We start from the raw sequence: 13108 nt of genomic DNA, 5'->3' as shown, positions 1-13108 counted from the left end.
TCGCCTCGACGGTCACGGGCCGAGTCCCCAGATCGACGGGTCCTCCCCGCCGAGGCGCCACAGCGCGACACCCGCGAGCCCGTGCCGGCGTGCGAGGTCGATCTTGGCCTCGACACTGCGCGCGTTCTCGAACCAGACCTCGTGCAGGATGCCGTCGAGGATGTAAGCGAAGTGGGTCGACCTGCTGGTCTCGTCCCAGGACAGCAGGGGTTTCTGCGCCGCTGCGATCGACATCACCTGGGTCCAGGTGAGGGGAGTGGCGGACGAACCGACCCAGTCGTAGCCGTACAACCCGACGCCGAGTACCAGCTTCTCGCGCGGGATCTGCGTGATCGCGTACCGCAGGACCTCCTCGACCCAGTCGTACGGAGCGATGGGCCCGGCGGTGCTCGTCGCCCAGTGCCGGTCGTACGCCATCACGATCACCTTGTCGGCGCCGCGGGCGACGGCGGCGTAGTCCTGCGCCTCGTTGTGCGGCCCGTAGCCGGCGTCGTTCGGCTTGGCGTGTACGGCGACGTGGAGGACCCGGCCGATCCGGTGAAGTGCCGCGCCCAGTTCGCCGACGAACGTCGAGAAGCCGACACGATCCGCGGACAGCAGATTCTCGTAGTCGATCTGGACCCCGTCGAACCCGTGCTCGCGGACCAGCGCGGTCAGCGCGTCGATGTGCGCGCCACGCAGGCTCGGATCCGACAGGACCGATGCCACGGTGTCACGATCCCACTCCCCGGCGGTGGTGTTCGTGATCGTCGGGATGGTTCGGATGTTGCTGGCGCCCAGCCGGGTCGCCATCGCGGAGTCGGCATCCAGGTCCGATCCCGAGGTGGCCGCCACCGTCCCGTCGGCGGCCACCGAGTACGACCAGGGCGAGACGATGTCGAGGTATCGCACGTGGGTGTACGTCGACATCAGTGCGGCACTCCGGTCCCAGTACGGAATCGCACCGATCACCAGCGGCAGCTCCGGCGGACGGGCGAGGTAGGCGTCCGAATTGAGCTGCGAGAGCGCGGCCGTCGCCGCGAGCGCGACGGTCATGCACGTCCGTGGACCTTCCCGGCGCGTGAGGCGATGCGTCATCGGCGCGCCACCACCTGTTCACGGACCGCGTGCGCGTCCGTCTCCGGCAGTCCCGCGGCGACACGCACGATGATCTCGTCGAGCGGCGTGACGGGTTCGAAGCCCACCAGTTCGCGGGCCCGCCGGTTGTCGGGCACCCGCCGACGCATGTCCTCGTACCCCGGGGCGTACGCCTGGTCGTACGGCACCAGAGTGATCGGACTGTCGGAGCCCAGCACCTCGATCACCCGCTCCGCGAGTTCGAGGATCGAGATCTCACGCGCCCCGCCGAGGTTGAAGGCCTGACCGTACGTGGCGGGCTCCTCGGCGATTGCGACCATCGCCGGCACCACGTCCTCGACGAACGAGAAGCACCTGGTCTGCAGTCCGTCCCCGAACACCGTGAGCGGTTCGCCTCGCAGTGCCTGTCCGACGAGCGTCGGGACGACCATCCCGTATCGGCCGGTCTGCCGCGGGCCGACGGTGTTGAACAGGCGAACTGTCGCCACCTGCAGTCCCAACTCGCGCCAGTACGCGTGGGCGAACGCCTCGTCGATCCCCTTCGCGGCGGCGTACGTCCATCGAGCGGTGAGGGGCGAACCGAGGATTCGATCGGACTCCTCGGACAGGGCATCGGAGGTGTTCTTCCCGTAGATCTCGCTCGTCGACGCCAGCAGCAGAACGGATCCGGCGGAGCGGCATGCGTCGAGGACGTTCTCGGTGCCGTGGATATTCGTGCGGAGGCTGTCCAGCGGGCGGTCGACGATCAACCGGACGCCGACCGCGGCCGCGAGGTGGAACACCCGGTCGGTGCCCGCGATCACGCTGTCGACCGTGGCGCGGTCGAGGATCGACCCTTCCACGAAGCGGAAACCGTCGGCGTCGGCAACCGATGCGAGGTTGGCGAGTCGCCCGGTCGACAGGTCGTCGAGCACGACCACCTCGTCTCCCTGCCGCAGGAGGTACTCGACCAGGTGGCTGCCGATGAATCCGGCCCCTCCGGTGACTGTGGTTCTCATCGTGCGCATTCCCTTCGTTCGTCGCGGATTCGGGGCGTTCGCTACAGCGGGACTCGACTCGGAACGCGATCCAGTCGGTAGGTGGTGTCGAGGACCGCCCGTGCCGTCTCGAGCCAGCCGAGATCGACCTCGTCGTGCACGGTGTGGACGATCACCAGATCCGCCTCGAACGCTCCCGGGTCGGCGACGTCGGTGAGGACGGTGCCGTCGGACAGGGTCAGGACCGGGAAGTTCGGGTCGTGGTACCGCACGTCCGCGCCCATCTCGACGAGTTCGGCGATGATCTCCAACGCCGGCGATTCCCGCAGATCCTCGACGTTGGGCTTGTAGGAGATGCCGACGACCAGGACGCGTGCGCCGACGATCCCGCGGCCGTGTTCGGACAGCGTCTGCCGGGCGCGTTCGGCGACCTGGTGGGGTCGGGCCGCGATGCCGCTCATCGCCTGCTCGATGAGCGGAGTGCTCAGCCGCTTCTTGCGCAACTGCCACAGCAGGTAGTGCGGATCGCACGGGATGCAGTGGCCGCCGACCCCCGGCCCGGGGAAGAACGGCATGAACCCGTAGGGCTTCGTCGCCGCAGCGTTGATCACGCCCATCACGTCCAGACGCAGCGATCGGCAGATCTCCGCGAATTCGTTTGCGAGCGCGATGTTCACGGCTCGGAAGGTGTTCTCCACGAGCTTGGTCATCTCGGCGGCGTCGGTCGAATCGACCCCGTGGACGTTCTTCGTGTAGCGGCGCAGAACCGCGGTCGCGGCATCCGTGCACGCCGGCGTGACGCCTCCGACGACGCGCGGAACCTCCTCGTGGGTGAACCGGTCGTTGCCCGGGTCGATGCGCTCCGGGCTGAAGGCGACGAACACGTCGGTGCCGACCGTCAAGCCGCGCGCGTTCAGTTCGGTGGCGAGCAGGTCCCGGGTGCTGCCCACGTAGGTCGTGGACGTCAGGATCAGCGCCTGGCCGGGAACGGCATGCTCGACGACGGACCTGCATGCCCTGCGCAGGATCCCGAGTTCCGGCGTGAGGTGCTCGTCGACCGGGGTGGGTACGCACACGATCACCGCGGCGGCCTCGGCGAGGCGCGCGGTGTCGCTGGTGGTCTCGTAACCGTCGTCCTCGAGTGCGTGGGCGAGGCGCTCACGATCCGCGTCGACGAGATCGGCGCGTTGTCGTCGGACGACGTCGAGTCGTTCCTCGCTGACGTCGATGCCGAGGACCCTGCATCCGGCGGCATGGAAGGCCAACGACGTCGGTAGTCCGACGTACCCCAAACCGACGATCGCCACGTCGAACTTGAATCCTGTTGCGATATAGCTCTTTTCGAGCAGGCCCGTGTGGGCGGTGCCGGCGTTGCCGGGCTTCGTATCCCCCAAAAGCATTGCGATACCCCTTACCGAGAAGGCGAGTGTGCTCGGACCGGTGGTGGAGCGTACGGTTCGCGGCGTTGCGAAGTGCGCATGTCGTGAGCGAGGAAGAATCTCGGAAAATCAAGTCGCACAAGTGGTGTCGCGCGAATGGGTGTCCGGAGCCGGCCTTGCTCATCGGTCCGGCAGGCGCGGACTGACTGCGAAGGTGAAGTGATCAGGAAGAAGCCACCGGTATTCCGGGGTGGCTCCGAGATGCCCGGTACTGCCGGGGTGCTGGGGCAGCGGGTGAGTGGAAAGCTACCTCGAGAATTTGGCCGACGCGCGGTAATCGCGGGAATCCGAAGCCGGGCGATCGGCGTGGCGCGCGAGATTGCGGGCGAATCCGTGGTAACGGACGCGTGCTGCGGTGTGCCGCCGAGGCGGGCGCGCCGGGACCCCGCACGATCCGAAAGGCGCGGGCGCCGGTGTCGGCTATTCGGCGAGCCTGGCGATCGCCTGGGCCCAGACGAAGAACCTGTTCGTGCCGAGATCGCGGACCGTGCTGATCCCGAATGCGGCCCGCAGGTGCTCGGCGTCGGATTCGCTCAGCCCCCGCAGTGCGGTCACGGGCGCGTCGGCCAGGTCGTCGACCGACCTGGACTCGAATGCCTTGTCGAACTTGCTCGCGATGCCGGACATGTCCACCTCCGAACGGTGCCGCGGGAGTGCCCCGCAGTTCCGGTGTACACGCCGTGCCGGGGTCAGGTCTACAGACCGCTCGGTGTGGCATCTATCGTTCGGCGCATGACCATAGCTCCCGAGCGGGCCGACAACAGCTCTGCCAACCCGCCTCCGGCGGACTCCGGCCGCTGGGCCGGACTCCGGGCCTACCTGCGCCGTGCGAACCCCGTCGGGTTGGCGGTGGCGCTGGTCTTCTTCACGTGGTCGATCAGCCCGTCGCTGTTGCCCCGGGCCTGGTACCTGCAGGGTGTCGCGACCGGCATCTCGGTGGCCGCGGGATACGGCGTCGGCTGTCTCGCGGCGTGGGTGGTCCGCTCGTGCGGCGTGCAACCGGCGTGGTCGGCGCGTACCAGGCGGATCGGCTGGTGGATCCTCGGCGCCGCCGCCGTGATCCTCGTCCCCGTGTTCCTGGTGCTCGGTGCGGTGTGGCAGAACTACGTCCGCGACCTCGTCGGTATCGAGCGCAACAACCAGGCGAACACCCTGCTGGTGGCTCTCATCGCTCTCGTGGTGTGGTTCGTCCTGCTCGAGGCGTCGCGGGGGATCCGGTTGGGGACCCGCAGGCTCATCGCCGTGGCCCGGCGCGTGGTGCCCCGCCCCGCCGCGAACGTGGCGGGACTGGTGGTGGTCGTCGTGCTCGCGGTCCTGGTCGTCAACGGCGCGCTGTACAACGGCCTGATCGCCTTCGCGAACTGGAGCTTCAAGGGTGCCGACACCGCGACTGCGGAGGGCGTCGAACAGCCGACCGTGCCCGAACGGAGCGGGTCGCCGGCGTCCGCGCAGGCGTGGGACACCCTCGGGCAGGAGGGGCGCACGTTCGTCGGCCGCGGACCGAGTGCCGCCGACATCACCGCGGTGACCGGACGTCCCGCCGAGGAGCCGATCCGGGTCTATGCCGGCCGCGAGTCGGCGGACTCGGTCGCAGGCGTCGCCGATCTGGTCGTCGAGGAACTGGATCGGACGAAGGCGTGGGAACGAAAAGTCCTCGCGGTCAATACGACCACGGGCCGCGGCTGGGTGAACCAGGACGTGGCGTCGTCGCTCGAGTTCATCGAAGCGGGCGACACCGCGATCGCGTCCATGCAGTACTCCTTCCTGCCGAGCCCGTTGGCCTTCATCGCCGACCGGGAGACCCCGCAGGTGGCCGGACGGGCCCTCTTCAACGCCGTGTTCGCGCGGTGGATCGATCTTCCCGTCGAAACCAGGCCGAAGCTGGTGGTGTTCGGCGAGAGCCTCGGCTCCTACGGCGGCCAGAATGCCTTCGCCGGCTATCAGGACATGGCCGCGCGCGTCGACGGAGGTCTGTGGGTGGGAACCCCGAACTTCACGCCCCAGTGGCAGGAGGTGACCGCCGCCCGCGATTCCGGCTCGCCCGAGATCCTGCCCGTCGTCGACGACGGCGCGTCGGTGCGGTTCGCGTCGGACCCGGAGGACCTCGATCTCGGTACGCCGTGGAAGCCGCGGCGGATCGTGTACTGGCAGCACGCGAGCGACCCCATCGTGTGGTGGTCGCCGAGCCTGCTCTTCAACGAGCCCGACTGGCTGAAGGAACCGCGGGGCCGCGACGTGGACCCGAACATGACGTGGATGCCGTTCGTCACCTTCTGGCAGGTGACGCTCGACATGGTGTTCTCCGCGGACGTCCCGGCCGGGCACGGTCATTCGTACGGCCCGGAAGCGGCCGGGATGTGGGCGCGAATTCTGCAGCCGGAAGGGTGGTCCGACGACGACACCGCACGGGTGCAGGCGGCGCTGACCGGGGAGGGGAGCGCTCCGTAGAATCTCGGGGTGAACCTTCTTCCGGCACCGCCGGGATTCGACGCTCCGGGAGCCGCCCTCGTGAACTCTGTGACCACCCGCCCGCTCACCCGTCCAGACCGAGTGGAGGTCCGGCGCTGATGCGGATCGTCTTCGCGGGGACGCCCGAACCGGCCGTGCCGTCGTTGCGGCGACTCATCGACTCCGAGCGGCACGAGGTGGTCGCCGTGATCACCCGGCCCGACGCCGTCGCGGGGCGTGGTCGCAAGCTCGCGCGCTCCCCGATCGGGCAACTCGCGGACGAGCACGGGATCGAGGTGCTCACGCCGACGTCGGCGTCCGACCCGGAGTTCCTGGCCCGACTGCAGGAAATCGCGCCCGACGCCTGCCCCGTCGTCGCGTACGGCAACCTGCTGCCGCGACCGGTCCTCGACGTGCCGCGCCACGGGTGGATGAATCTGCACTTCTCGCTGCTGCCGGCGTGGCGTGGAGCCGCCCCCGTCCAGGCAGCGATCAACGCGGGTGACGAGATGACGGGCGCGACCGTGTTCGCGCTCGACGAGGGCATGGACACCGGGCCGGTGTACGGCGTGGTGACGGAGACGATCCGCACCACCGACACGGCGGGCGAGCTGCTCGGCCGGCTCGCCGAGAGCGGCGCGATCCTGCTCGACAGCGTGCTCGACGGCATCGAGGACGGCGCCCTGCAGGCCGTCCCGCAGCCCCGGGACGGCATCTCGCACGCTCCGAAGGTGACCGTCGAGTCGGCCCGGATTCGTTGGGATCAGCCGGCGCTCGCGGTGCACCGCCACGTTCGGTCGGTGACGCCGGCCCCGGGCGCCTGGACGATGATCGGCGATCTGCGGGTGAAGGTCGGGCCGGTGACCCTGGTGGAGGACACGCTGCCACCGGGACGGATCGAGGTCCGCAAGGACGGCTTCTACGTGGGCACGTCGACGACGGCGGTCCGGCTCGGACAGGTCCAGCCACAGGGCAAGAAGCAGATGGCGGCGGTGGACTGGGCGCGCGGTGCGCGTCTCGACGGAGAGGTGCGGGCACAGTGAGCGACGAGAAGCGACCGGCGCGGCGATCGGGATCGGGTCGACAGGGCGGACGTCCCGGCGGTCAGGGCAGGCACGGCGATCGCAGCCGCCCCCGGCAGGCACGGCGACCCGACCCCGCGGAGGCATCGCTCGATCAGCCGCGGCGGGCGGCGCGCGACGTGCTGCGGGCGGTTCGTGAGCGGGACGCCTACGCGAATCTCGTTCTGCCGGGACTGCTTCGGGAACGTCGTCTCGACGGCCGCGACGCCGCGCTGGCGACCGAACTGGCCTACGGCGCGGCCCGCGCCCGCGGCCTGCTCGACGCCGTCATCGCACGCTGCGCGGGACGCCCGATCGAGGAGATCGACGGCCCGCTGCTCGATGTCCTGCAGCTCGGCACCTACCAGTTGCTGCGCACGCGGATCGCGCCGCACGCCGCGGTCGCGACGTCCGTGGACCTGGTGCGGGCCGAGGCCGGTCCCGGAAAGGCCGGATTCGTCAACGCGGTGCTGCGCCGCGTGTCGGAGAGGACCGAGGACGAGTGGGTGGCCGAGCTGGCGCCCGACGCCACCACCGACCCGGTGGGCCACCTCGCGTTCCGGTACGCCCATCCGAAGTGGATCGCGCAGGCGTTCGCCGATGCGCTCGGGGCGGACGCGGGTGAGCTCCAGGACGTGCTGATCGCCGACGACGCCCGCCCGGCCGTGCACCTGGTGGCCCGGCCCGGCGAGATCTCGGCGGAGGAACTCGCGCTCATCACCGGTGGCGAGGTGGGTCCATACTCGCCGTACGCGGTGCACCTCGACGGCGGCGACCCCGGCCTGCTCGACGCGGTCCGTGAGGGTCTGGCGGGTGTCCAGGACGAGGGCAGCCAGCTGGTGGCCCGCGCGCTGACGCTCGCGCCGCTCGACGGCCCGGACGGCGGCCGCTGGCTCGACCTGTGCGCCGGCCCCGGTGGCAAGGCCGCGCTGCTCGGCGCACTGGCCGACATCGAGGGCGGTCGGCTCGACGCGGTGGAGCCGGCCGAGCATCGCGCCGACCTGATCCGCAAGACCACCCGCGGTCTGCCCGTCGACGTCCACGTCGCGGACGGCCGCGATCCCGGGCTGGAGGGTGGCTACGACCGGATCCTCGTCGACGCCCCGTGCACCGGCCTCGGGGCCCTGCGCCGGCGGCCCGAGGCGCGCTGGCGGCGGCAGCCGTCGGACGTGGCCGGTCTGGCGAAGTTGCAGCGTGAGCTGCTCGAATCGGCGCTCAAGCTCGTCCGGCCGGGCGGCGTCGTGCTCTATTCGACGTGCTCGCCGCACGTCGCCGAGACGGTCTCGGTGGTCGCGGACGCGGTGCGTCGGTACGGCGCGATCCCGCTCGACACCCGTGAGTCGGTCCCGGGCGTCCCGGGCCTCGGGGACGGTCCGGGTGTCCAGCTGTGGCCGCACCGGCACGGCACGGACGCGATGTTCATGGCGGCGTTGAAGCGGCCGCTCGAGGGCTGAACTTCACCCCGGAAAATGTGCCCTGCCTCACAGTGACACGTGTTCTAATTCACTGTGGGCGGCGACGTCGCCGCCCACAGTGGATGTGCACGGACTGCACGGAGGACATCTGATGAATCGGGTTGCCGGGAAAGTCGTTCTGATCACGGGCGCCGCGCGCGGGCAGGGGCGCAGTCATGCGGTCCACCTCGCCGACGAGGGTGCCGACATCATCGCCTTCGACATCTGCGCCGACATCGAGAGCAACGAGTACCCGCTCGCGACCGAGGCCGATCTGGACGAGACCGCGCGGCTGGTCGAGAAGGCGGGACAGCGGATCGTCACCGCGAGGGTCGACGTGCGGGACCGGGCGGCGCTCGACCAGGCACTCGCGTCGGCCGTCGCGACGCTGGGCCGCCTCGACGTCGTCGTCGCCAACGCGGGCATCTGCCCGCTCGGCAACCACGTTCCGCCGCAGGGGTTCGTCGACGCGTTCGACGTCGACTTCGTAGGAGTCGTCAACACCATCCACGCGGCCATGCCGCACCTGAAGGCCGGGGCGTCGATCATCGCCACCGGTTCGGTCGCCGGCCTGGTTCCCCAGACGGGCATCAACGGCCAGCAGGCGATGCAGGGGCCCGGCGGCGACGGCTACGGGCTCGCGAAGAAGATGATCGGCGCCTACACCGAGTCGCTCGCGCTCACCCTGGGGCCCGCGTCTATTCGGGTGAACGCCATCCATCCCACGAACGTGAACACCGACATGCTGCAGAGCGCGCCGATGTACAGGACGTTCCGCCCCGACCTCGAGAACCCGACGGCCGAGGACGCGAAGGTCACCTTCCCGTTCATGCAGGCCATGCCGACGCCGTGGGTGGAGCCCGAGGACATCTCGCACGCGGTGGTGTACCTGGCGTCGGACGAGTCCCGCTTCGTCACCGGTCAGCAGTTGCGCGTCGACGCCGGTGCCGGGCTGAAACTCGGTATCTGACCGGGCCCGCCGGCCCGGTCACACCGGTTCCGGCCACACCCAGCCCCGCACCTCCGGCATGTCCTCGAGGTGTTCGCGGACATAGGCGTGGTGGCGCTCGAGCATCCGCTCGCAGTAGCCCGTCAACTCGGCGGCACCGTCGGGTGCCCGACGGCAGCGGCGCAGCGCCTCGATGGCGAGGTGGTAGCGGCTCATGTGGTTGAGCACCACCATGTCGAACGGGGTGGTGGTCGTGCCCTGCTCGGTGTAGCCGCGGACGTGGAACCGATCGGGGTTCGCGCGGCCGTGCAGCAGTTGGTGGAACGCGCGGGCGTAGCCGTGCCACGCGACGACGACGTCGACGTCCTCGGTGAACAGTTCCTCGAACGCGTCGTGTCGGCGCCCGTGCGGGTGGATGTCGGCCGGCGCCATCGACATCAGGTCGACGACGTTGACCACCCGGACCCGGAGGTCGGGCACGTGCCCGCGCAGCAGCGCAGCGGCCGCGAGGGTCTCCTCGGTGGGCACGTCGCCCACGCACGCCAGCACGATGTCGGGTTCGCGGCCGTCGCCGCTCTCGGTCCCGGCCCAGTCCCACACCGACGCACCGGCCGCGACGTGCTCGCGTGCCTGGTCGAGCGTCAGGTACTGCGGGTGGGACTGCTTGTCCACCACGAGCAGGTTGACGCAGTCACGGGACGCGAACACCCGCTCGGCAACCACCAGCAGCGAATTCGCGTCCGGCGGGAGGTACACCCGGGTGACGCCGCCCGACAGCGACAGGACGGTGTCGATCAGGCCGGGCCCCTGGTGGGAGAACCCGTTGTGGTCGTTGCGCCAGCACGTCGACGTCAGCAGGATGTTCAGGCTCGCCACCGGGGCACGCCAGTCGATGGAGCGGGAGCGCTCGAGCCACTTGGCGTGCTGGATGGTCATCGAGGCGCTGACCATCGCGAAGGCCTCGTACGTCGCGAACAGCCCGTGCCGGCCGGTGAGGAGGTAGCCCTCGAGCCAGCCCTGGCACAGGTGCTCCGACAGCACCTCCATCACCCGTCCGTGAGGGCTGACGTGATCGTCGGCGGGAACCACGGTGCCCACGAAGCAGCGGTCGGTCACCTCGAACACCGCGCCGAGTCGGTTGCTGTTGGTCTCGTCGGGGCAGAACAGCCGGAAGTTGTCGGGGTTGGCGACGTAGACGTCGCGGAGGAACTCGCCCAGGGGCCGGGTGGTCTCGTGGTGGACCGCGCCCGGGGACGGCACGTCGACGGCGTACCGGTCGGCGTCGGGCAGGTCGAGCGGGCGCAGGAGTTCGCCGCCGTCGGCGTGCGGGTTCGAGCCCATGCGTCGGTCGCCGGCCGGCGCCAGCGCCGCCAGCTCGGGGACCAGTCGGCCCTGAGGGTCGAACTGTTCCTCGGGCCGGTACGACAGCATCCACTGTTCGAGGATCCGCAGGTGCTCCGGGTCGTCACGGACGTCGGCGACCGGTACCTGGTGCGCGCGGAACGTGCCCTCGACCTCGAGGCCGTCCACGATGGTCGGGCCCGTCCACCCCTTCGGCGTGCGCAGGACGATCGCCGGCCATCGCGGGCGCTCCGTGAAGCCGGATTCCCGGGCGTCGCGGCGGATCCGGGTGATCGCGGTGTGGGCGCGGTCGAGGGTCTCGGCCATGTCCCGGTGAACCTGCGGCTGATCGTCCCCGGCGACCAGCACGGGATCCCAGCCGAAAGCGTGCAGCAGCGCCAGCACCTCGTCGTCGGTGCGGCGTCCCAGCACGGTCGGGCCCGAGATCTTGTACCCGTTGAGGTGCAGGATCGGGAGTACGGCCCCGTCGCGTGCCGGATCGAGGAAGAACGGGGCCTTCCACGACCCCGACAGCGGCCCGGTCTCGGCCTCGCCGTCACCGACGACACACGCGACGATCAGATCGGGGTTGTCCATGGCCGCGCCCGCGGCGTGCGCGAGCGAGTACCCGAGTTCGCCGCCCTCGTTCACGGATCCCGGCGTCTCCACCCCGGAATGGCTCGGGATGCCGCCGGGCGTGGAGAACTGCCGTGCCAACCGCCGCAGCCCGGCTTCGTCCTGTGTGACGTCCGGGTACAGCTGCGAGTACGTGCCCTCGAGGTAGGTGTTCGCGACGACAGCGGGGCCGCCGTGGCCGGGGCCCGCGACGAACAGCACGTCGGCGTCGGTGCGTCGGATCAGCCGATTCAGGTGCGCGTACACGAGCGACAGTCCGGGGCTGGTGCCCCAGTGGCCGAGCAGGCGTGGCTTGATGTCGGGCGGCACCAGCGGCCTGCGCAGCAGCACGTTGTCGCGCAGATAGATCTGCGCCACCGTCAGATAGTTGGCCGCCATCCAGTACCGGTGGAGCCGTTCGAGATCGTCGTCTGGGCTGGTGTCCACTGGGTCGACCCTCCGATCGGGCGAAGGTGCTTCCATCCTGACTGGAGCGAGCGCCCCTCGCCACAGCTTTGCGCGACGCGACCGGTTCCTCCGATTCCCCCTGTCGCGAGCGCGCGGAACCAGGCATCCTTGGAAGAGACGACAACCGGCACCTCCGACGCTGTCGCGTACCGGCTGTAACCCATCGCCGACGACGAAGTACGGATCCGGCATGCCGAGCGAGACCACACGAACCACGACGGCGACCACCACGATGCGCGCCTGGCGTACCACCAGACCCGGGCCGCTGGCCGGTCGCCCGCTCCAGATCGGTCGCGAACTGCTACCGCGCCCCACCAGCAGGGACCTGCTGGTCAAGGTCCTCGCGTGCGGCGTGTGCCGGACCGACCTGCACGTGGTGGAGGGCGAGTTGCCGCCGCACCGACTCAACGTGATCCCCGGCCACGAGATCGTCGGCGAGGTCGTCGGGGTGGGCGCGGATGCGGGCGGCCGATTCGAGGTGGGGCAGCGGGTCGGCATCGCGTGGCTGCGAGGCACGTGTGGGCACTGCCGCTACTGCGTCCGGGGTGACGAGAACCTGTGCCCGTACTCGACGTACACCGGGTGGGACGCCGACGGCGGCTACGCCGAGTACACGACGGTGCCCGCCGACTACGCGCTCGAGCTTCCCACCGGGTACCCGATCGTGGAGATCGCGCCGCTGCTGTGCGCGGGCATTATCGGCTACCGCTCGCTCCAGCGCGCCGACCTGCCGGAGGGGGGTCGTCTGGGGATCTACGGCTTCGGCGGCAGCGCCCACCTCACGGCCCAGGTCGCGCTGGCCCGCGGCGCCCGCGTCCACGTGATGACCCGCGGCGAGGAGGCCCGCGAACTGGCGTTCAGCCTGGGCGCGGCGTCGGTGCAGGGGGCGGCCGACCCGCCGCCGGAACCGCTGGACTCCGCGATCCTCTTCGCCCCGGCCGGGGACCTCGTGCCGCCCGCGCTGGAGGCGCTCGACGCCGGTGGCACACTCGCGCTCGCCGGCATCCACCTCAGCGACATCCCTCCGCTGAACTACCAGCGGCACCTGTTCCGGGAACGGCAGGTCCGCAGCGTCACCGCGAACACCCGGCAGGACGCGAAGGAGTTCCTCGCGTTCGCGCAGCAGCACCGCCTGCGGGTGAGCGCTCACCGCTATCCGCTCGACGCCGCCGACAAGGCGCTCGCGGACCTCGCCGGCGGGGTGTTCGGTGGTGCGGCCGTTCTCGTGCCGTGACGGCGCGGGTGTCCTAGCGTGAACTGACGGGTCCGTCTCAGAAGG

At 70.3% G+C, this 13108-nt stretch carries 10 protein-coding genes; 5 read left to right on the top strand and 5 right to left on the bottom strand.

Translation table 11 applies throughout. The features are described from left to right. Positions 1-12: 12 nt before the first annotated feature. The 4 genes from EGT67_RS23105 to EGT67_RS23090 form a co-directional block, all read right to left on the bottom strand. Positions 13-1035, bottom strand: coding sequence for a glycosyl hydrolase family 18 protein (locus tag EGT67_RS23105; RefSeq protein ID WP_164877643.1), 1023 nt, complete (start codon positions 1033-1035; stop codon positions 13-15). Positions 1036-1073: 38 nt separating this feature from the next. Beyond that, positions 1074-2075 (bottom strand): dTDP-glucose 4,6-dehydratase, encoded by a 1002-nt coding sequence (locus EGT67_RS23100; protein ID WP_127918446.1) that lies wholly within the window; start codon positions 2073-2075, stop codon positions 1074-1076. 41 nt (positions 2076-2116) lie between these two features. Further along, positions 2117-3454 (bottom strand): nucleotide sugar dehydrogenase, encoded by a 1338-nt coding sequence (locus tag EGT67_RS23095; protein WP_127918445.1) that lies wholly within the window; start codon positions 3452-3454, stop codon positions 2117-2119. A 459-nt stretch (positions 3455-3913) separates the two neighbouring features. Next, positions 3914-4120 (bottom strand): hypothetical protein, encoded by a 207-nt coding sequence (locus tag EGT67_RS23090; RefSeq protein ID WP_127918444.1) that lies wholly within the window; start codon positions 4118-4120, stop codon positions 3914-3916. A 105-nt stretch (positions 4121-4225) separates the two neighbouring features. Between EGT67_RS23090 and EGT67_RS23085 the strand changes: the two genes are divergently transcribed. The 4 genes from EGT67_RS23085 to EGT67_RS23070 all read left to right on the top strand — a co-directional run bounded on the left by EGT67_RS23085 (position 4226) and on the right by EGT67_RS23070 (position 9426). Continuing rightward, positions 4226-5941: an alpha/beta hydrolase gene (locus EGT67_RS23085; RefSeq protein WP_241566202.1), complete on the top strand. Its 1716-nt coding sequence runs from the start codon at positions 4226-4228 to the stop codon at positions 5939-5941. Between the two features lie 119 nt (positions 5942-6060). Next, on the top strand, positions 6061-6984 hold the full coding sequence (fmt, locus tag EGT67_RS23080) for a methionyl-tRNA formyltransferase (RefSeq protein WP_127918443.1): 924 nt from the start codon (positions 6061-6063) through the stop codon (positions 6982-6984). Beyond that, a complete protein-coding gene (locus EGT67_RS23075; RefSeq protein ID WP_127918442.1) occupies positions 6981-8456 on the top strand; it encodes an RsmB/NOP family class I SAM-dependent RNA methyltransferase in 1476 nt (491 codons plus the stop codon). The genes fmt and EGT67_RS23075 overlap by 4 nt, the downstream gene beginning before the upstream one ends. A 112-nt stretch (positions 8457-8568) precedes the next feature. After that, a complete protein-coding gene (locus EGT67_RS23070; protein ID WP_127918441.1) occupies positions 8569-9426 on the top strand; it encodes a mycofactocin-coupled SDR family oxidoreductase in 858 nt (285 codons plus the stop codon). Between the two features lie 18 nt (positions 9427-9444). Here the strand turns inward: EGT67_RS23070 and EGT67_RS23065 are convergent, their stop codons facing one another. Beyond that, positions 9445-11844, bottom strand: coding sequence for a phosphoketolase family protein (locus EGT67_RS23065; protein WP_127918440.1), 2400 nt, complete (start codon positions 11842-11844; stop codon positions 9445-9447). 217 nt (positions 11845-12061) lie between these two features. On the opposite strand from EGT67_RS23065, the gene EGT67_RS23060 reads away from it, so the two are divergent. Further along, positions 12062-13063, top strand: a complete 1002-nt coding sequence (locus EGT67_RS23060) for a zinc-binding alcohol dehydrogenase family protein (RefSeq protein WP_127918529.1) — start codon at positions 12062-12064, stop codon at positions 13061-13063. Positions 13064-13108 lie beyond the last annotated feature (45 nt).

The organism is Prescottella agglutinans, assembly GCF_004011865.1.
Taxonomy (GTDB): domain Bacteria; phylum Actinomycetota; class Actinomycetes; order Mycobacteriales; family Mycobacteriaceae; genus Prescottella; species Prescottella agglutinans.
The sequence above is the reverse complement of the archived record's forward strand: the minus strand, read 5'-3'. Positions and strand labels throughout refer to the sequence as shown.

Coding starts and splice junctions, on each gene's coding strand:
- EGT67_RS23065 (WP_127918440.1), bottom strand. CDS start 11,844: ATGGAAGCACCTTCGCCCGATCGGAGGGTCGACCCAGTGGACACCAGC.
- EGT67_RS23060 (WP_127918529.1), top strand. CDS start 12,062: ATGCGCGCCTGGCGTACCACCAGACCCGGGCCGCTGGCCGGTCGCCCG.
- EGT67_RS23100 (WP_127918446.1), bottom strand. CDS start 2,075: ATGAGAACCACAGTCACCGGAGGGGCCGGATTCATCGGCAGCCACCTG.
- EGT67_RS23105 (WP_164877643.1), bottom strand. CDS start 1,035: ATGACCGTCGCGCTCGCGGCGACGGCCGCGCTCTCGCAGCTCAATTCG.
- EGT67_RS23085 (WP_241566202.1), top strand. CDS start 4,226: ATGACCATAGCTCCCGAGCGGGCCGACAACAGCTCTGCCAACCCGCCT.
- EGT67_RS23070 (WP_127918441.1), top strand. CDS start 8,569: ATGAATCGGGTTGCCGGGAAAGTCGTTCTGATCACGGGCGCCGCGCGC.
- fmt (WP_127918443.1), top strand. CDS start 6,061: ATGCGGATCGTCTTCGCGGGGACGCCCGAACCGGCCGTGCCGTCGTTG.
- EGT67_RS23095 (WP_127918445.1), bottom strand. CDS start 3,454: ATGCTTTTGGGGGATACGAAGCCCGGCAACGCCGGCACCGCCCACACG.
- EGT67_RS23090 (WP_127918444.1), bottom strand. CDS start 4,120: ATGTCCGGCATCGCGAGCAAGTTCGACAAGGCATTCGAGTCCAGGTCG.